Annotated in this window: 14 protein-coding genes; 9 read left to right on the plus strand and 5 right to left on the minus strand. The window is 34.0% G+C overall.

Features of this window, described 5'->3' with window-relative positions:
* The first annotated feature begins 3 nt into the window (after positions 1-3).
* Both thiH and FDY99_RS11765 read left to right on the plus strand, forming a co-directional pair.
* A complete protein-coding gene (gene thiH / locus FDY99_RS11760) occupies positions 4-1,122 on the plus strand; it encodes a 2-iminoacetate synthase ThiH (RefSeq protein ID WP_139421670.1) in 1,119 nt (372 codons plus the stop codon).
* 14 nt (positions 1,123-1,136) lie between these two features.
* Positions 1,137-1,847: a HesA/MoeB/ThiF family protein gene (locus tag FDY99_RS11765; protein WP_139421671.1), complete on the plus strand. Its 711-nt coding sequence runs from the start codon at positions 1,137-1,139 to the stop codon at positions 1,845-1,847.
* Positions 1,848-2,082: 235 nt separating this feature from the next.
* On the opposite strand, the gene FDY99_RS11770 is transcribed toward FDY99_RS11765, so the two are convergent.
* The 3 genes from FDY99_RS11770 to FDY99_RS11780 form a co-directional block, all read right to left on the minus strand.
* Positions 2,083-4,212 (minus strand): outer membrane beta-barrel family protein, encoded by a 2,130-nt coding sequence (locus tag FDY99_RS11770; RefSeq protein ID WP_139421673.1) that lies wholly within the window; start codon positions 4,210-4,212, stop codon positions 2,083-2,085.
* 56 nt (positions 4,213-4,268) lie between these two features.
* Complete coding sequence (locus tag FDY99_RS11775; RefSeq protein ID WP_139421675.1) at positions 4,269-6,392, minus strand: outer membrane beta-barrel family protein; 2,124 nt, start codon at positions 6,390-6,392, stop codon at positions 4,269-4,271.
* An 83-nt stretch (positions 6,393-6,475) separates the two neighbouring features.
* Positions 6,476-7,309: a DUF5694 domain-containing protein gene (locus tag FDY99_RS11780; RefSeq protein ID WP_139421676.1), complete on the minus strand. Its 834-nt coding sequence runs from the start codon at positions 7,307-7,309 to the stop codon at positions 6,476-6,478.
* Positions 7,310-7,475: 166 nt separating this feature from the next.
* Between FDY99_RS11780 and FDY99_RS11785 the strand changes: the two genes are divergently transcribed.
* The 3 genes from FDY99_RS11785 to FDY99_RS11795 all read left to right on the plus strand — a co-directional run bounded on the left by FDY99_RS11785 (position 7,476) and on the right by FDY99_RS11795 (position 9,506).
* Positions 7,476-7,823: a hypothetical protein gene (locus tag FDY99_RS11785; protein ID WP_139421678.1), complete on the plus strand. Its 348-nt coding sequence runs from the start codon at positions 7,476-7,478 to the stop codon at positions 7,821-7,823.
* A 266-nt stretch (positions 7,824-8,089) separates the two neighbouring features.
* On the plus strand, positions 8,090-8,836 hold the full coding sequence (locus FDY99_RS11790) for a sensor histidine kinase (protein WP_228448781.1): 747 nt from the start codon (positions 8,090-8,092) through the stop codon (positions 8,834-8,836).
* Positions 8,823-9,506, plus strand: a complete 684-nt coding sequence (locus FDY99_RS11795; protein WP_139421682.1) for a LytR/AlgR family response regulator transcription factor — start codon at positions 8,823-8,825, stop codon at positions 9,504-9,506. Before FDY99_RS11790 ends, FDY99_RS11795 begins: the two co-directional genes overlap by 14 nt.
* 50 nt (positions 9,507-9,556) lie before the next feature.
* Here FDY99_RS11795 and FDY99_RS11800 read toward each other — a convergent pair whose 3' ends face one another.
* On the minus strand, positions 9,557-11,824 hold the full coding sequence (locus FDY99_RS11800; protein WP_074230357.1) for an aconitate hydratase: 2,268 nt from the start codon (positions 11,822-11,824) through the stop codon (positions 9,557-9,559).
* A 307-nt stretch (positions 11,825-12,131) separates the two neighbouring features.
* The gene (locus FDY99_RS11805) at positions 12,132-14,912 is read right to left on the minus strand and encodes a bifunctional aconitate hydratase 2/2-methylisocitrate dehydratase (protein ID WP_139421685.1); all 2,781 of its coding nucleotides are present in this window, start codon (positions 14,910-14,912) and stop codon (positions 12,132-12,134) included.
* Between the two features lie 482 nt (positions 14,913-15,394).
* Between FDY99_RS11805 and FDY99_RS11810 the strand changes: the two genes are divergently transcribed.
* From FDY99_RS11810 to FDY99_RS11825, 4 genes are all read left to right on the plus strand, one after another.
* Positions 15,395-16,027, plus strand: a complete 633-nt coding sequence (locus FDY99_RS11810) for a WG repeat-containing protein (RefSeq protein WP_228448782.1) — start codon at positions 15,395-15,397, stop codon at positions 16,025-16,027.
* Between the two features lie 272 nt (positions 16,028-16,299).
* Positions 16,300-18,432 (plus strand): TonB-dependent receptor, encoded by a 2,133-nt coding sequence (locus FDY99_RS11815; protein ID WP_139421688.1) that lies wholly within the window; start codon positions 16,300-16,302, stop codon positions 18,430-18,432.
* A 171-nt stretch (positions 18,433-18,603) separates the two neighbouring features.
* Positions 18,604-19,347 carry an HU domain-containing protein gene (locus FDY99_RS11820; protein WP_139421690.1) on the plus strand — a complete coding sequence of 248 codons (744 nt, stop codon included), beginning with the start codon at positions 18,604-18,606 and terminating at the stop codon, positions 19,345-19,347.
* 6 nt (positions 19,348-19,353) lie between these two features.
* Complete coding sequence (locus FDY99_RS11825) at positions 19,354-19,878, plus strand: acyl-CoA thioesterase (protein ID WP_139421692.1); 525 nt, start codon at positions 19,354-19,356, stop codon at positions 19,876-19,878.
* The last annotated feature ends 18 nt before the right edge of the window (positions 19,879-19,896 follow it).

Here is a 19,896-nt window from a genome sequence, read left to right on the forward strand (position 1 = left end):
TGTATGAAAAGTTTTAAAGATCTTTTTGAAAAATACCAATGGGATGAGGTAAAAGCAAAGCTTGAAAAAGTGACGTTATCTGATGTGGAAAATAGTCTTCAGAAAAAGAATAAAACGATAGAAGATTTCCTCAACTTTCTTTCTCCTGTTGCTGCTCAAAAGTTAGAATTAATGGCGAAAATGACGCAGCAAATTACTCAGAAACGGTTCGGGAAAACCATTCAGTTGTATGCGCCGTTGTACCTGAGTAATGAATGTCAGAACATTTGTACGTATTGCGGTTTCAGTTTAGATAATTCGATCAAAAGGAAAACACTTTCTGATACAGAATTGTTGGTCGAAGCTACGGTTTTAAGATCAATGGGAATGAATCATGTTTTGCTGGTAAGTGGAGAAGCAAATAAAACAGTTGGAATTGATTATTTTTTGAATGCTGTTCGTCTGTTGAAGCCGCATTTTGCGAATATTTCGATTGAAGTTCAGCCTTTGTCGGAAGAAGAATATCGGCAGCTTCATGATGCAGGTGTGAATGCTGTTTTGGTTTATCAGGAAACTTATCATCAGGAAGTTTATAAAGAATATCATCCAAAAGGGAAAAAATCAAATTTCAGTTTTCGTCTGGAAACGCCCGACAGAATTGGCAAAGCCGGAATTCATAAAATGGGATTGGGTGTTTTGCTTGGTTTGGAAGATTGGCGGGTTGACAGTTTTTTCAACGCACTTCATATTGATTATCTTCAAAAACAATATTGGAAAAGTAGATATTCAGTTTCATTTCCAAGACTTCGACCAGCGGAAGGAATTATTGAACCCAATTTTATTATGTCTGATAAAGATCTACTCCAATTGATCTGTGCTTACCGAATCTGGAATGAAGATTTGGAAATCTCTATTTCAACAAGAGAGAGCGAAAAATTTAGAAATAATATCATTTCTTTAGGCGCAACAGCAATGAGTGCAGCTTCGAAAACCAATCCGGGAGGTTATGCGGTGGATAAAGAGTCGTTGGAACAATTTGAAACCAGCGATGAAAGAAGTATGGGGGAAATTAAAAATATTATTAAAAATGCAGGCTATGACCCAATAATGAAAGATTGGGATGCTGTTTACAGTGGAATTTAATTATAAAATGATTCATGAAAAACGAAGATATTTTCTCAAGATACAGCCGACAGATCTTTATTGAAGAAATCGGTTTGGAAGGTCAGCGAAAAATAATGAACGCTAAAGTTTTGGTGATTGGGGCAGGAGGTTTGGGAAGTCCTGTCATTCAATATTTGGCTGCGGCCGGAATTGGAACTTTGGGCGTTGCAGATTTTGATGAGGTTGAATTGCACAATTTAAACCGACAAATCATTCATAATGAAAATTCTGTAGGGAGATCAAAAGTGAAAAGTGCAGAAGACTTTGTGAAAAACCTTAATCGTCAAGTCAATTTTATCGGAATTGAAAATAAGATTGATGATTCTAATGCTGAAGAAATTTTTTCTCAGTTTGATATGATTATTGACGGTTCCGATAATTTTAAAACGAGGTATTTAGTTAATGATACTTGTGTAAAGCTTAAAAAGCCTTTAGTTTACGGAAGCATTCTCGGTTTTTCCGGACAAGTTGCTATCTTCAATTATAATGGAAGCAAAAATTTAAGAGATATTTTCCCGGAACCTCCTTTTAATGAAGATCTTCCGGATTGTGACAGTCTCGGAGTTTTAGGTGCTTTGCCAGGAATTGTAGGAAGCATGATGGCAAACCAAGTGTTGAAGATAATAACTGACCTGCCATTAAATTTAAATCAAATCACATTAATTGATACTTTAAACTGGAGATTCCAAACAATTGATTTCTAAACCTAGAGTGCACAAGCTAAAATTCCCCTCCTTTGGAGGGTGGCGAAAATTCTTTAAATTTTTGGCGGGGTGGTTTTACTACTGTCAATTTTAAAAGTAAATAGTTAATTTTTTCACATTTAATAAATTTTGGTTAAAGCCTGTAGAAAAAAACAGGCATAAAAAAACGGGCAAAAAGCCCGTTTCTATTGAAATATATAATGGTTGAGATTTTGGATAAATTTTATTTTATAAATTATTGTCCTTGTTGCAAAATTCCACCATTGCTGTCGCTTTGATTGGTTGATTTAATCATGTTCGGATCTTCTTTTGCCAACTTATTTTTGGTTGGAATTTTATAATTTACGGTGATTCCGAAACTTCTGCTGTCGTATTTATTAGATGTAAATACATTTCTTTCCGGAGAAACGGCAACAATTACACTCTTGTTTTGATTAAATACATCTCTTGCATACAATGAAAGATTTAGACGATCATTCATAAATTTTCTTGATATTGTAAGATCAAACGCATTATTTAAAGGTTTGTCAATTTGGAAATAATAGAAATTTCCTCCTTTTGGTATTACGTTATAATTTGCCTGAAATCTGATGTCTTTTGGTAGAATAAATTGTCCCATTACGCTGAAAATCCAGAAACCTTTTGTTTTTACATCGGGCATTTCCTGAAACTGATAACCAGTATAAACGTATAATAAATTCATTTTATCAGGATTCACATTGAATTTCATCAGTTCGCTAAAAGGAGTTGTAAATAACATAAACGGAATAGGCATTCCAAAATTAAAGTTATGCGTTCTGATGCTGTTTACTTGTACCTGTTCGTTTTTAATAAAATTACCTTCTCTCGAAACTCTCTGTACGATCTGATTTTTCACCCAACTGGTGTTGTAGCCAATGTAAGCATAATCAAATGCGCTGATTTTGATTTCAGCATTATCATAAATCGTTGGCTGTAAATTTGGGTTCCCGTTTGATGTAACAGTTTCCGTTGTAAGTGTATTGTTATTCGGGTTTAGTAGAGAAACACTCGGCAAACTTATTTTTTTGTTGTAGTTAACATTAACGAAAAGCTGTTTCATTAAATTGTACTGAACACTGGCATTTGGAAAGACCTTAAACTTTTTGAACGGATTTAAATTGCTTTCCTTTAAATTATTGTTATCATCATAGAATCGTGTAATTCCTGTAATATCATAATTTTCAGCTCTCGCTCCGGCGATGAAATCAAACTTTTTCAGAGTTGCCTGAAATTCTAAATAGGCAGAGGTAGTTTGTCTTGTATAATCAAGATTAATGAGATTTCCGTTTTTCGTTTCAAAATTTTGTTGATCATACAATCCACCAAAACTTACCTTTCCTTCATCTAAAATTTTCAGAGGCTGAGAATAATCTACTCTGAAATTATATAGATTAAATAAAGAAGAGTTATTTAATGATTGATTTCCAAATTGATTAAATTCTGAATCGCTATTGGTGTAAACTGCTTTAAAATCAAGTTTTTTATTTTTATCCTCAAATTTTTTCTGATAGGTTGCAGCAACTTCCTGTCTTAATCCTTTTGTATCACTGGAATAATTGGATGTGGTAACTCCACCTATAAATTGGTCAGCAACAACATCTGCACCTCCATTATTGTGATTGATGTCGTAGTTCAACAATAATCTGTCTTTTCCAAGCTCGAAAGTGAAAGCAGAATTCATATAATAGGTTCTTCCCATAGAATTAGAGTGGTTTCTAGTAAGCCCATCGAATTCAGAAAGCGATAAGCTTTCACGGTAGTATTGACCTAAATTGACCTGCCATCCAAACCATTTGTTTCTTGAGTTTAAGGCGATTGAATTATTAAATCTGCTTCTGTATTTATCATAGCTTGAAAAACGGTAACCTCCATTGTACACCGCGGTAAGATAATTTTTTGCTGATTTGCTTGTAATAATATTTAATATTGCTCCTCCCGATGTTGCAGGAAATTCTGCACCGGGCTGTGTAATTATTTCGATCCTTTCAACAGAATTTGCAGGCATTCCTTCCAGAAAAGCGTTCAGCTCGTTGCTTGAAATGTTCAGCGGTCTTCCGTCCATATAAACATCCAAAGGTTTTCCCTGATACATCATTCCCACCATATCAGAAACAACTAAACCTGGAAGTTTTTTTACCCCTTCCATCAAAGAGCCTGAATTTAAGCTTGGTTGCTCAGAAAAATCAAAAATCGTACGGTCGGCTTTCTGCTCAACGGCTTTTTTAGTTTTGGTAATAATAACACCTTCAATTTCTTTTTCTTTGGTTTCTTTATTGTCTTTAGTTTCCTGGGAAAAACCTAAAGTTGAAGCTAAAATTGAGAGAGTAAGTAGTATTTTCTTCATAATGTGAGTTAAATCTACTCAGTTAGACGACAAAAAAATAAATTTGTTACAAAATTTTATTGCGCTCTGTCTTTTTCTTCAAAACTGATGCTTTTTGTACTTCGTTTCTTTTTGTTGTTTCCTAATGTGTAATTTATGTTTAAACGGAAGCTTCTGCCGTCCCAATAATTATTAAAATGTTGACTATTGTCTTTGAAATACTTATCACCACGGTATCTTTGTGCAAAAATATTAGTTACGGTTGCATTGATCTGTAACTGCTTTTCCATCAATGAAACTTTTATTCCTGAAGTTAGGTTAGAAAAATTATGAAACGAAGAATTTACATTTTTATAAGGTAAATCCTGACTGTAGTTTAAGAAAAAGAATACTGTTTTATTTTTGTTTACAGTAAATGTATTGTTAAATGAGTAGCTAATATAATGGCCATTTTGAGTTTCTGCATCAAGATTATATACTTTTGAATCCATAAGTGATCCGTTTAAAGACAGACTCGTTTCCCAGAATTTGAAAAACTGATCAGTGTAAGAAGCATTGAATCCGTAAAAATTATTATCGTAATAATTAAGATAAGTTCCTATTTGAGAAAGTCCATCGATTAAAGCAACTTGCCCGAAACCATTTTTAAGTTTCAAATAATAAATGCTTGCAGAAAATTTGCTGTTGTAAGTATATCCCAATTCCAGATTGTTAATGTAAGATGGCTTAAGCAAAGGATTTCCGGATGAATATGAATATGGGTTCTCATACCATCTGAAAGGATTAAGATTGCTCATACTTGGACGGTTGATTCTTCTTGAATAAGAAAGGCTGAAGACATTTTTTTCCTTTTTATAAGAAACAAAAGCCGATGGAAACCATTGTCCGTAATTGTATTTGTTTTCTAAGTTTGTTGATGGAGTAAAGCTTTGAGCCTGAGTGTTTTCATAACGAAGCCCTGCTTTGGTTTCCCAATGTTCCCCAAAACTTTTAGCATAACTAAAATAAGCAGCATAATTTTCTTCCTTATATTCAAACAAATTGGCTCTTTGCAAATCAGGAATATATTGATTGTTAATAATGTTAAAATATTGCAAATCGGTAGAGTTTTTAAACTGATTAAATTTAAGTCCAGTTTCAATGGTGCCAAAAGAAAACGGGAGTTCCAAGTCTCCTTGCAAAGAAAAAACCTGTGGCTCAACAATTGATCTTGTATTGACATATTGTATTGAATTATCACTCAATTTCAATGTTGAAAAGTTAACATCTGTATCAGAATTATTTTTAAAAAAGTTTCCTGCAAAACTCAATTTTTTTCCCAATGAATCTAATTTTAAATCATAATAAGCACTCAAAGTATGAGTTGGAGTTTTTTCGCGGTGAAAAGTCTTTGTTAAAAGGTTTTCTACGGATAAGTCGGTATCAACATTTCTTGTTTCGTTTACAATATCCATCCCAGATCTCTGATGAGCATAGATGTATTCCATTCCGATCTCAGAGTTTTTATTGAGCTTGTACGAAAGATTTAGGTTAGGCGTCAATTCTTTCCACATATCTTTTCTTACAGAACGGCTGTAGTTTTGGGAAGCACCTAAAATACTGTAGTTTTCTTCTGAGCGCTTTGCTCCGTCTGCATAACTTGTTTTTAAAGATAAGCTAAGTTTTTCAGTCTGATAATTTAATGATCCTGTTGAATTTCCACCTGAGTAAGTTCTTTGGTTCAATCCTGTATTCACTGATCCGCTCCAGCCTAAGTTTGGATTTTTTTTAAGAATAATATTGATCAATCCACTATTTCCCTGAGCTTCATATTTTGCTGGTGGAGTAGTGATTACTTCTATTTTGGCTATGTTTTCCGAGCGTATTGTTTTCAGATAATTAATAAGATTTGTTCCCGAAAGATTCAGTATTCTTCCGTTGACCATTACATTTACACTGCTCTTTCCTGCAATAGAAATGCTTCCCAGATTATCATCTACTTTCAACATCGGAACATTGGCCAATGTTTCAGCACCATCCATTCCTTGAGAAGCTACAGAAGCTTCAACATTAAAAATAAGACGATCAGCTTTTCTTTCGAGAAGGAGTTTTTTCTTCACAAGAATATTAACTTGTTCTATAGTTTTGAGGCTGTCATTTTTCTTTTGCGAAAATAAAACTATTGGAAAAAAAGATATAATCAGTAAGTTTTTTGTTTTCATTCTTCTGGTTTTGGTTAAGATTAAATTCTTAATAGTTTTAAGAAAAGGAATAAATTATGTGTAGAAAACTCAGGAATTCTTAATTACAGTGCCTCAGAAATTTTAATCAGATTGAATCTGTCGTCCAGTTTTATAAACTCCTGCATCATTGCTGCGTGACCTTGACCAACGATGATGACAATATTTTCATCATTATTGGAAACTGTGTTTTGAATAGTTGAGTACATTATTAGATTTCTTCTATACCAACCGGATACAAGATCAGACCCATAAAAATCAGGTGTTTTGTTTAATCTGTTGAATAGATTAATATATATACCCTTATTTTGTTGTAGCTCTTCTTCTGTATTAAAGCATTTTAAAATGTTCGCTAAATCGCTTTTGGAAAAGCATGAGTTCTTTTTATTACTGGATTCTTTTATTTTTTCCTGAAATGCAGATTCTTCTATTGTTTGCATTTCTTTTGCCTTTTGCTGAAAAAGATCGAATCTCATCTCAGCAGGGTAATCCATCGCATAAACCTTTGTATTCTCAGCTTTTTTTGCAAGTCTGAAACCAAATTGGAAGATCTCGCCTTCTTCAAAATATCTTTTCTGCCAAGATTTTGTAAGAGTATCTTCTTGGAAGTAAGGTTTTCCAGCTTTGTATAAATCGTAAAATTTCTCAAGTGTTTTCTGGTTTTTACTTGGGTATTCTACAAAAACTTTTGATGGTTTATATTTTTTTGCAATTTTATTTGTGATTTTTTCTAAGCTATTCTGTCTGTAATCTTTTAGAATATCAATTTCTTCTGATTTGACAGCATCTTTACCGGGGTTATTAAAATGCATTGTTCCTACTAGAATGACATTGATTTTTTTTTGACTGTAGCAATAGATACAAAGAAGACTCAGAATAAGTGTGAATAAAGATTTCATATATTTAATTTTTTATTGGTACAAATGTATCTTCAAAGCTTTTTTTATGAAATAGCGTTTAGATTTGAACCAATTTAAATCCGACCAAAATATTTTCGTCGATAAAAAACGGGTGTTTGTAGATTTGGAAAGTTTTAGATATACTTATTGTATCTATTTTTGGTAAATGAAAAGTATAATACTCCTTTTAGGTTTGGTCTTTATGCATCCTGATGTAAATAATCATAGAGTAGATGTTTGGAAAACAATGACAATAGCTCCGAACGAAAGCATTACTATTAATAAAGTGAAAGCGCCAGTAACTTTAGAAATAAAAAATCTTTCAGATGAAAATATAGCTTTAGTTTCTGAGCTGAAAATACCTTCTGAAATTTTGGGTAAGTCTGAATTTAAATATAGATTACCTAAAAAAAGCAGTTTAAAGATTGAGAACAGAAATACAAAACCTGTTTCAATATATTTGCATTATTACTCCTCTCAACCAATTATAGTTAATAATAAAGAATTACGATGAAAGCAAAACAGATTTTATTTTTACACCTATTTTATTGGATTCTTAATGTTACTTTTTCCATTTTGATACCGATATTAATATGGAAAACTGATCACGCTTTATTGAATGCCACATTTTTTATGGTTAGTTTTATCGTTTTTTATATTAATTATTTTTATATAGTTCCGTTTTTCTTTAATATCAAAAAGCTGTATTTAACGATTTTTGGCTTTTTTATCAGTGTCGGCTGTTTTGTGATCTTTCGATATTTGTCAGAAGAGTTGATTATGCCGATTTTTATTGGACATGGTAATTATGCTGAAGGTACTTCGCTTTGGTTTTATTATTTTGATAATGTTTTTTATAGTTCTAATACATTGTTCATCAGTACTGCACTAGCTTTGTTCAATATATTTTTTAAAAGAGAAGAAGAACGCCAACAATTGATTCAGGAAAAAAAATCTGCCGAACTCAAAGCTTTGAAAACTCAGATCAATCCGCATTTTATTTTTAATACATTAAATAATATTTATTCTTTAGTGTATCAAAATTCAGATAAGGCTTTGCCTGCCATTGAAGAATTGGGACAATTATTAAGATACAGCACAAAGGATCTTGAGAAAGATTTTATTACTTTAGATAAAGAAATTGGTTATCTAGACAGTTTAATTGCTTTAGAAAAATTGAGAATTAAAAATCCAGAATTATTAAATGTGGAAAAAAAGCTGTCGCATCCAAAGCTGAATATTTCGCCGATGCTTTTAGTTCCTTTCGTTGAAAATGCTTTTAAACACGGAGATTTTAGAAACAAAGGTTTTGATATGAAAATTTCAGATAACAATAAAATTCTGCATTTTTATCTTTCAAATTTTAAAAAAGAGAAAATGAAGGATTCTGTTTCCGGAATCGGGATTGAAAATGTAAGGAAAAGACTCGAAATTTTGTATCCTAAAAAATACGAGCTGAATATGATTGAAACGGAAACCAATTTTACCGTAGATTTAAAGATTGATTTGAAGAATGAAGAAAATTAAATGCATTATTGTTGATGACGAACCGCTCGCAGTATCACTCCTCAGAAGTTATGTAGAGAAAATTCCGTTTCTTGAGCTTATTTTTTCTACTGAAAACCCTATTGAAGCTTTAGAATTTATTCAGAAGAACAATGCAGATCTTGTCTTTTTAGATATTCAAATGCCGGAATTAACGGGGATTAACTTCATGAAAATCGTCGGCGATAAAATGAAGTATATTTTAACTACGGCTTATTCAGAATATGCTTTAGAAGGATATGAGCACAATGTGGTCGATTATCTTTTAAAACCAATTTCTTTTGATCGTTTTAGCAAAAGCGTTATGAAGGCTCAGGAACGTTTTCCTGTAACTGAAGCTAATGAAACCGGACATTTTTTCGTGAAATCTTCGGGTCAGCAACACCGCATTAATTTTGATGAAATTCTTTATGTGGAAAGCATTAAAGATTACGCCAACATCAAAACGGAAACTCAAGAATACATTGTTTTAGATACTCTGAAATCTCTCGAAAATCAGCTTCCGGCAAACTTTACGAGAATTCACAAATCTTTTATTTTAAATTTAAATAAAGTGAAAAGCCTAAATTCAAAAAAAGTAATTTTGATTTCGGAACATGAAATTTCTGTGGGAGAAATATATAGATCTAATCTTTTGGAAAAACTGAAATAAAAAAGCAACTTCAATGGAAGTTGCTTTTTATGTATGATAAAAACTAAATTTTAGTTTTCCTGTTGCTTAATTAAATTCAAAGCAGAACCTGCTTTAAACCAATCAATTTGCTGATCGTTGTACGTGTGATTGGCTAAGATAATGTCTTTCGTTCCATCAGCATGTACAAATTCTAAAGTCAATTGTTTTCCTGGAGCAAACTGATCAAGATCTAAGAAGTTAACCGTGTCGTCTTCTAAAATTTTATCATAATCAGATTCATTGGCAAAAGTAATTCCTAACATTCCTTGTTTTTTAAGGTTCGTTTCATGAATTCTTGCAAATGATTTTACCAAAACGGCTTTCACACCAAGATGTCTAGGTTCCATTGCAGCGTGCTCTCTAGAAGAACCTTCACCGTAGTTTTGATCTCCTACAACAATAGTCGGAACACCTGCAGCTTTGTAAGCTCTTTGTACAGCCGGAACTTCTCCGTATTCACCAGTTAATTCATTCTTAACGTGATTGGTTTCCATGTTATAAGCATTGACTGCTCCAATCAACATGTTGTTTGAAATATTATCAAGGTGACCTCTGTATTTCAACCATGGTCCAGCCATAGAAATGTGGTCGGTGGTACATTTTCCGAAAGCTTTAATTAAAACTTTTGCTCCGGTAATATTTTTACCATCCCAAGCTGGGAACTCTTCCAATAACTGAAGTCTGTCTGAAGTTGGACTTACATTGACCTGAACACTAGATCCGTCTGCAGAAGGAGCTTGATATCCGTTGTCATCTACAGCAAATCCTTTTGCAGGCAATTCAAAACCTTTTGGCTCATCTAATTTAATTTGTTCACCAGCTTCGTTGGTTAAAGTATCTGTAATCGGATTGAAATCTAATCTTCCGGAGATCGCCACTGCTGCAACCATTTCCGGAGATGCTACAAAAGCATGTGTATTTGGGTTTCCGTCGGCTCTTTTTGCAAAGTTTCTGTTGAAAGAGTGAATAATCGAGTTTTTCTCTCCTTTTTCAGCACCTTCTCTGTCCCATTGCCCGATACAAGGTCCGCAAGCATTGGTAAAGATTCTTGCATTTTCAAATTTTCTGAAAGAATCTAAGAAGCCGTCTCTTTCTGCAGTAAATTTCACCTGCTCAGAACCAGGATTAATTCCTAAAATAGCTTTAGGTTTTACCCCTTTTGCAACTGCATCTTCTACAATAGAAGCTGCTCTCGATAGATCTTCATAAGAAGAGTTCGTACAAGAGCCAATCAATGCCCATTCAACTTCAAGAGGCCATCCGTTTGCTTCAGCTTTAGCTCTGAATTCAGAAACAGGAGTCGCTAAATCTGGAGTAAAAGGTCCGTTCAAATGAGGAGCTAATTCAGAAAGATTGATTTCTATTAATTGATCGAAATATTGTTCAGGGTTTGCATACACTTCAGCATCACCTGTTAAATGTTCAGCAATTTTATCAGCAGCATCTACAACATCTTGTCTTCCTGTAGCTGCTAAATATCTTCTCATTGAATCATCATATCCGAAAGTAGAAGTTGTAGCTCCGATTTCAGCACCCATGTTACAGATCGTTCCTTTCCCTGTTGCTGAAAGAGATTCTGCTCCTTCTCCGAAATATTCTACGATACATCCCGTTCCTCCTTTTACGGTAAGAATTCCTGCCACTTTTAGAATAACGTCTTTTGCTGAAGTCCAGCCAGACATTTTTCCTGTTAATTTAACACCTATCAATTTTGGCATTTTCAGTTCCCAAGCCATTCCGGCCATTACGTCTACCGCATCAGCTCCACCAACTCCGATGGCAACCATTCCTAAACCTCCTGCATTTACTGTATGAGAGTCGGTCCCGATCATCATTCCACCTGGAAATGCGTAGTTTTCTAATACAACTTGGTGAATGATTCCGGCTCCCGGTTTCCAGAAACCAATTCCGTATTTATCACAAACCGAACTTAAGAAGTTGAAAACTTCAGAGTTTTTATTAATTCCTTCCTGCAGATCTGCTTCTGCACCTACTCTTGCCTGAATAAGGTGATCAGCATGAGCCGTTGAAGGAACTGCTACTTTGGCTTTTCCAGCCTGCATAAATTGTAAAAGTGCCATTTGCGCAGTGGCATCCTGCATTGCAACTCTATCCGGAGCGAAATCTACATAAGAATTTCCTCTTTCATATTCTTGTGTTGCGTTTCCTTCCCATAAGTGTGTGTAAAGGATTTTTTCTGAAAGTGTGAGTGGTTTTCCTGTAATTTGTCTTGCCGCAGCAATTCTTTCAGGATAACGCTCGTACACTTTTTTGATCATGTCAATGTCGAAAGTCATATCTATTTTAATTTTTCTTTTCTAATAATTTTCCGGGTTTTTAATTAAAACTAAAGCCGGAAGTTTTTTCAAAATAAGTTCATCAAATACTATTCCTACCATTCATAAAATAGGACTAATTAGATGAATAACTACTATTTTTTATATCTATGAAGTTAAGAAAAATTAAATCTTGAATCATTGACATAGGTTAAAATAATTCCAGTCGCTCTTAAATGGAAAGATTCTAAACAAAAAAATGGAAGACTTCAAAAAGAAATCTTCCATTTTATATTTAAAAAGTTTTGCGACTTTAATTTAAAATCTATTAGTGACCAACGGTAACCAATTCTTTGATAGATGGAACGAAAGTCGTTAAGTCAATTCCTTCAACAGCTTCTTTGTATTCGTCGATATTTGGAATTCTTCCAATAATCGCAGACAAAACAACAACTGGAGTCGATGCTAATAAAGATTCACCTTTTTTACGTTCAGAATCTTCAACCACTCTTCCTTGGAAAAGTCTTGTAGAAGTTGCCAAAACAGTATCTCCTTTTTCAGCTTTCTCTTGGTTACCCATACAAAGGTTACAACCTGGACGCTCTAGGTACATCATATTTTCATATTGAGTACGAGCTTCACCTTTTGGAGCATTATCATTAAATTCAAAACCTGAATATTTTTCTAATAATTCCCAGTCACCTTCAGCTTTTAGTTCGTCAATGATATTATAAGTAGGAGCAGCAACAACCAATGGTGCGTTGAATTCTACTTTACCATTTTTCTGTTCAAGATTTCTCAACATCTGAGAAACAATTTTCAAATCGCCTTTGTGAACCATACAAGAACCTACGAAACCAAGGTCAACTTTTTTCTCACCGCCGTAGAAAGTAAGGTCTCTGATGGTATCGTGTGTGTATCTTTTAGAAACGTCGTCATTGTTTACATCCGGGTCAGCGATCATTGGCTCAACAATAATGTCTAGGTCAACAACTACTTCTGCGTAATATTTTGCATTAGCATCCGGAGTCAAAGCAGGTTTGTCACCCGTTCTGATTTCCTCGATTCTCTTGTTTGCTTTGTTAATTAAACCTTGAAGAACATGATTATGGTTATCCATCCCTTTGTTGATCATAATCTGGATCCTGCTTTTCGCAATTTCCAATGATTCAATCAAAGTATCGTCTTCAGAAATACAGATAGAAGCTTTTGCTTTCATTTCTGCAGTCCAGTCTGTAAATGTAAAGGCTTGGTCAGCAGGAAGAGTTCCGATGTGAACCTCAATGATTCTACCCTGGAAAACGTTTTCTCCGTCAAATTGCTTCAACATCTGAGCCTGAGTTGCGTGAACTACATCACGGAAATCCATATGCTCTTTCATATCACCTTTGAAAGTCACTTTTACAGATTCAGGAATCGGCATTGATGCTTCACCAGTTGCCAAAGCTAAAGCTACAGTTCCAGAGTCAGCTCCGAAAGCAACACCTTTAGACATTCTTGTGTGAGAATCACCTCCGATGATGATTGCCCATTCGTCAACCGTAATATCGTTAAGAACTTTGTGAATAACGTCTGTCATTGCGTGATATTCACCTTTCGGGTCACGAGCTGTGATAACCCCGAAATCGTTCATGAATTTCATTAATTTAGGAATGTTAGCCTGAGCTTTTTTATCCCAAACTGAAGCAGTGTGACAACCTGACTGATAAGCTCCGTCTACGATTGGAGAGATCACGGTTGCAGCCATAGATTCCAATTCCTGAGAAGTCATCAAACCTGTCGTATCCTGAGAACCAACAATGTTTACTTCTACACGAACGTCTGAACCTGCATGTAATAATTTACCATCAGTAACACCCACTGCATTTCTGTTGAAGATCTTTTCAACAGCCGTTAAACCTTGTCCTTCAATAGAAATTTCTTTTGAAGGTGCGAAAACTGTAGGAGCTGTAATTCCTAAAGTTTTTGCAGCAAAAGTTTGAATTTTTTTACCAAAAACGATGGCGTAAGATCCGCCCGCTTTGATAAATTCTAATTTTTGAGGAGTAAATGATTTTGAAATATCTTTCAATTCAACATCTCCGTTGTATAATTTCTTTTCTTTGGTATTGATTGTAAGAACAGTTCCAGTAGCAACAGAATATTTTTCTTCTAAAACAATATCACCATTTTCATTACGAACAGGGTTTCCGTTTTCGTCAACTTTTTTCACCCAGTTTTGAAGGTCGATTCCGATACCTCCGGTTACATCAACAGTCGTTAAAAAGATTGGAGAAATACCGTTTGTTCCTGCTACGATCGGAGCGATGTTTACGAAAGGTACGTAAGGACTTGCTTGTTTCCCAGTCCAAAGTGCAACGTTATTTACACCAGACATACGAGAAGAACCAACTCCCATTGTTCCTTTTTCTGCGATAAGCATTACACTTGCATCAGGATGTTGAGCTTGAAGCATCTTGATTTCGTCCTGGGCTTCAGGTGTGATCATACATTTACCGTGCAATTCTCTGTCTGAACGAGAGTGTGCCTGATTTCCAGGAGACAATAAATCTGTAGAAATATCACCTTCACCAGCGATGAAAGTAACTACTTTGATTTCTTCTGCAACTTCAGGAAGTTTAGTGAAAAACTCTGCTTTTGCATAGCTTTCCAAAATATCTTTAGCGATTACATTACCAGATTCGAAAGCTTCTTTTAAACGCGCTGTATCAGCATCATATAAGTAAACCTGAGTTTTAAGAACTTCAGCAGCCGGTTTTGCAGTTGCTTCATCATTTCCTAAAGCTAAATCAAGAAGAACTTCGATAGAAGGTCCACCTTTCATATGAGATAATAATTCGAAAGCGTAAGCTGGAGTAATTTCTTCAACCACAGATTCGCCAAGAATAATTTCCTTTAAAAACTTAGCCTTTACCCCTGCAGCACTTGTTGTACCCGGTAAAGTGTTATAAATAAAAAATTTAAGAGAATCAGCTCTGTATTCGTTTGCTGTATCTTTAATTTGCTCAATAATTGCGCTTAATAAATCTGCGCCGTCAATTGGTTTTGGGTGGAGTCCCTGGTTTTTTCTTTCTTCGATTTCTTGGATGTAATCCTGATAAATATTCATAATTCTAGAAGTCTTTTCATTTTTAAACGCGCTTTTGGATTTAATAAAATTCCTAATACGCATCACTTTCAATTGTTCTACGATTTATTCGTAAAGCTTTCTAAGTTTGTTATCGGAAATTGAAGCCGTTTATTGAAAATCTTTTCTGAAATAAAAATTTAACAGATAAGAACTGATGTTATTTTAGATTTATCAAAAAAACCTTCAAAATTTAGTTTTCCGTTGTTAAACACTTGAAAATGTTCCCAAATTTACGAAATTTTACTATTTTGTAAGGTTGAAATTATTTAGATTCTTTATAAATATGAATTTTATATTTTCTATTTTTGGTACAAAATAAACATAAGATGATTCTAAGGAAATTGAAGCTGGGTTTTTTAATAACGTGTTCCGTTTTTGCTTTTTCTCAATCTAAAACTCTTAAAAAGAATAATTTAAATAGATCAAAAAATACAGTAAAGTCAAACATTGTAAAAAATGATGTGTCGAAACTTCCTGTGGTTAATGAAGAAGTGCCATTGCTGATTCCGCAAAAAAAGAATGGAAAATCGGGCTTCGTCAATCAAAAAGGAAAATTTGTAATTCAGCCGGAGTATGATTTGGTGATGTTTTTTGGTGAAGATTGCAACCTTTTAAACTCTCCCAACGAGAAAATCAGAAAGTTTGGAGGCGGAGATTTTGCCACTGTAGAAAAAGATAAAATTACCTTCAGAATTAATAGATCGGGCAAAAAAGTTTATCAATATAAAGATGCTGATTTGGGAAAATGTAGTTTGGAACTGAAAAAAGCATTATTTCATGCCTATATTTTAAACAAAAAATACGGAATTATTGAAGATTCGAAATTTAAAAACCCATCAGATCGCAATCAGTTTACCATTTATCCAAGTTATCAGTATCTCTATATTTTGGAAGGCAATGATTTGGCAAATCCGATGATCGTGGCAACGTATAATGATAAATTTGGTGTGATTGATATCAATAATAAGATTATCATTCCGTTTGAATATTCAGATATAAAAAGGAATTACAGCTGGAAATTGGGCAAAATGTTTGAAGTCACAAAAGATGATAAAAACTATTATTATATAGATTCTTACAACCGATCTTACTAAGTTTTATAGTTAAATCTGAATCTCAATTTCAAAATATTTTTAATTCACATATTTTTAGTAATTTTGCCGCTGAAATAAAGGGGTGCTCCAATCGGGGCTGAGATTATACCCAATGAACCTGGAACGGGTAATGCTGTTTAGGGAAATTTGAAAATGTACCAATATAACAGTGTAGAAATTTACCAATTTCATTGTTAGACTGTTAAATTAGTAAATTGTTACATTACTTTAATCGCCCCTTTTATTCCATTAAATTTTTAAAATTTATAAGAATGAAAGGATTGTTTTTTTTAGGACTTACCGCAAGTTCCCTGAGTTTTGCACAAACTCTAAATAATGATTCTCTGAAAATCAGAGAAATTGAAGCTGTCAACTTTACCAAAAGACTTCCTGTTGCCAAAGAAATCATCAATGTTCAGAAAGATCTTGACGGGAGAAATCTCGGACAAGATTTACCTATTCTCTTAAAAAATCAAACCTCAATTATCTCAACTTCTGATGCCGGAAATGGTGTTGGTTACACCGGTTTTAGAATTCGTGGAGTTGCCGGAAGAGGAATTAATGTGATGATGAATGGCGTTCCGTTCAACGATTCTGAAAGTCAGGGAACTTTCTTCGTGAATGTTCCGGATCTTACGAGCTCGGCTTCACAAATTGTGATTCAAAGAGGTGTGGGGACATCTAATAACGGAGTTTCTGCCTTTGGAGCAAGTATTAATATTATTTCTAAAGAGCCTGAAGAAAAGTTTTATTTCAAAACAGATGACAGCTACGGATCATTTAATACGTACAAATATTCAGCTGAGGTAGGTTCCGGTAAATTCTGGAAAGATCGACTTTCTGTAATGGGAAGATATTCATATATTCATTCTGATGGATATATCGACAGAGCTTTTTCAGATTTAAATTCTTACAATTTCACAGCTTTATTTGAGGAAGGGAAAACAAAACTTCGCTTGATGGCTTTTGGAGGTAAAGAAAAAACGTATCAAGCCTGGAACGGAATAGATAGGCAGACTTGGGAAACAAATCCTAGATTAAATTATTCCGGTCAATATACAGATCTTTTTACAGGAGAGGAAAAGTTTTATGATAACGAAACGGATAATTACAGACAAAATCATTATCAGTTTTTATGGGAGCAAAACATCAACGAGCGTTGGAATCTTGAAACGACTCTCCATTACACAAAAGGAAGAGGGTTTTATGAAAATTACGTAAGAGTGAACGAAGAAGATGAGGAAGCAACGCATTATTCCAACTACAATCTTCCGGTGTTTGAATTAAACGGTTCTCCGGTAAATCAAACTGATTTTATCAGGAAAAAATGGTTGAATAATGATTTTTACGGCTTGGTTTCTACCTTGTACGGAAAGTTTGAAAATCTAGATTTGAATTTCGGTTTAGTAGGAAATCAGTATTACGGAAAACATTATGGGAATGTTACCGGAGTGTATTTTCCAAATATTGATGAATATGAATATTACCGTAATCGTTCGGTGAAAACTGAGGCTGCTGCTTTTGCCAAAGCATTAATTAAAGTAAATGATTTTGAATTCTTTGGAGATCTTCAGTTGAGAAATATCGATTACGATACAAAAATCTTAATGGAAGGCGATGGAGAAGGTGCGAATCTTAATAAAAACTGGCTGTTTTTTAATCCAAAAGCGGGAGTTAATTATAAATTAGGCAACGGAAAAGTTTTCTTTTCTTATGCTCATGCGCAACGTGAGCCCAATCGTGATGATTTAATATCAAACAATGATGTGAAATCAGAAAAGCTTCATGATTTTGAAGCAGGAATTGAAAAGCAATTTGGAAAAGTAGCTTTTACAGCCAATCTTTATTATATGTATTACCTGAATCAGCTGGTTTTAAACGGTCAGATCAGTAATATCGGAGAGTTTATCAGAACCAATTCCGGGAAAAGTTACAGAAGAGGTGTAGAAATTGGAGCTTTGGCAAAACTTTCAAAACAATGGGAAATCTCAGCAAATGTAAGTGTGAGTCAAAACAGAAACCTTGATTTTAGAATTAAAAATAAAAAAGAGATTACCGAGCTTGGGAATACTGAAATTTCTTTTTCACCTAATTTAATTGCCAATCTTAGCCTGAAATACAATCCAACTAAGAATTTCCACTTTGCCTTGATGAATCAGTTTGTTGGAAAGCAATATTTAGATAATACAGAAACTCAGAGTTTGCAACTTGATGATTATTTACTTACAGATTTTAATGCCCAGTATGATTTTAAAATCGCAAAACATGAGGTTGCTTTAAAGCTTTTGGTGAATAATATTTTTAATCAAAAATATGTAAACAACGGGTATGTTTACAACGGTCCAGTTTATTTTTCTCAGGCAGGAACCAATTTTATGTTTGGGATCAGCTGGAAAATTCAATAATTAAATTTCAACACCATTTCATATCAATATATTTCAAGTTAGTTCAGATTAAATTTTTTAAAGACTGTTTCGGCAGTCTTTTTTAGTTTTAATTTTTTGAAAGTATTGCTTGTTATACATTACAAATAAATCTTCCAAAAAGTCACGAAAAAGTCATAAATTTGCCACCAAATGAATATTTCAGCTTACATTTTAGACTATTTGAAACAATTTGGAACGGTTACTGTTCCAAAGTTTGGTGTATTTTCTCTGGAAAATTCTAAAGCGGTCATCAACTCAGACAACGGAAGTATTCTTCCTCCTTCTTCAAAAATTGCATTCCATTCCGATTATCAGGTTTCATCTGATGATTTGGTAGATTTTATCAGCAATAAAAAATCAATTTCAAAAGAAGCGGCTGAAAGCGAATTGCAGATTCAGACTGATTTTTGGAAGAAAAAACTTCAGGCAGAGCATACTTTGGAGATCCAGAATCTCGGAACTATTTTTCTTGAAGACGGAGAACTTCATTTCAACGGAAATCGTTTAGAATCTGATCATCCTGATTTTTATGGTTTGGAAGAAATTCGTTTCTCCGATATCAATGAAGGTGACTCTTTCGAAAGCCCTATAAACCCTGAGAAAGATTATAAATTTAATAAATCAATTCTTTGGATTTTCCTTTTTATCATTCCGGTTTTAGGAATATTATATTTAGGATATACTCAACAGGAACTTCTCTTTGGAAAAAAATCTTTTGATGATGTTTCGGTACAGACCAAAACAAAGAGAATTGAAAAGAAAATGCCGGTAAAAATAGATTCGGCACAGATAAAAAGAGCAGATTCTGTAAAAGCTTTTAAAGTGGATTCTCTTAAAAAAGATTCAATAAAGCAGGCTGCAAAAACTTGGAAACCCAATTCCAAAAAAAAGTAAATCAAAATGACAAAAATAAAAAAGGCGTCAGAATCTCTGACGGTAATGACGAATATCGTACTTCCCAATGATACCAACCAACTGAGAAACCTTTTTGGAGGTGAGTTGTTAGCTAGAATGGATCGTTGCGCATCAATTTCTGCAACCAGACATTGCGAAAGAAGAGTGGTAACAGCTTCTGTGAACCACGTTTCTTTTGATCATCCAATTCCGGAAGGAGGAATCGTTGTGATGGAATCTAAGGTTTCACGTGCATTCGGAACTTCGATGGAAATTTATGTGGATGTTTGGTTAGATGATCCAATCAACCAGAAAAAAATTCAAACGAATAAAGGAATTTATACTTTCGTTGCGGTTGATGAGTTTAACCGCCCAATCCCAATTCCTCAGATGGAGCCGGAAACCGAGCTTGAAAAAGAAAGATTCGCAGCTGCTTTAAGAAGAAAAGAATTATCGTTGATCCTTTCGGGAAGAATGAAGCCAACAGATTCTGTAGAATTGAAAAAGCTATTTGCAGGAGAAACGGTTTAAACACAAATAACACAAATG

It is taken from the genome of Chryseobacterium mulctrae, from assembly GCF_006175945.1.
GTDB classification, from domain to species: Bacteria; Bacteroidota; Bacteroidia; order Flavobacteriales; family Weeksellaceae; genus Chryseobacterium; species Chryseobacterium mulctrae.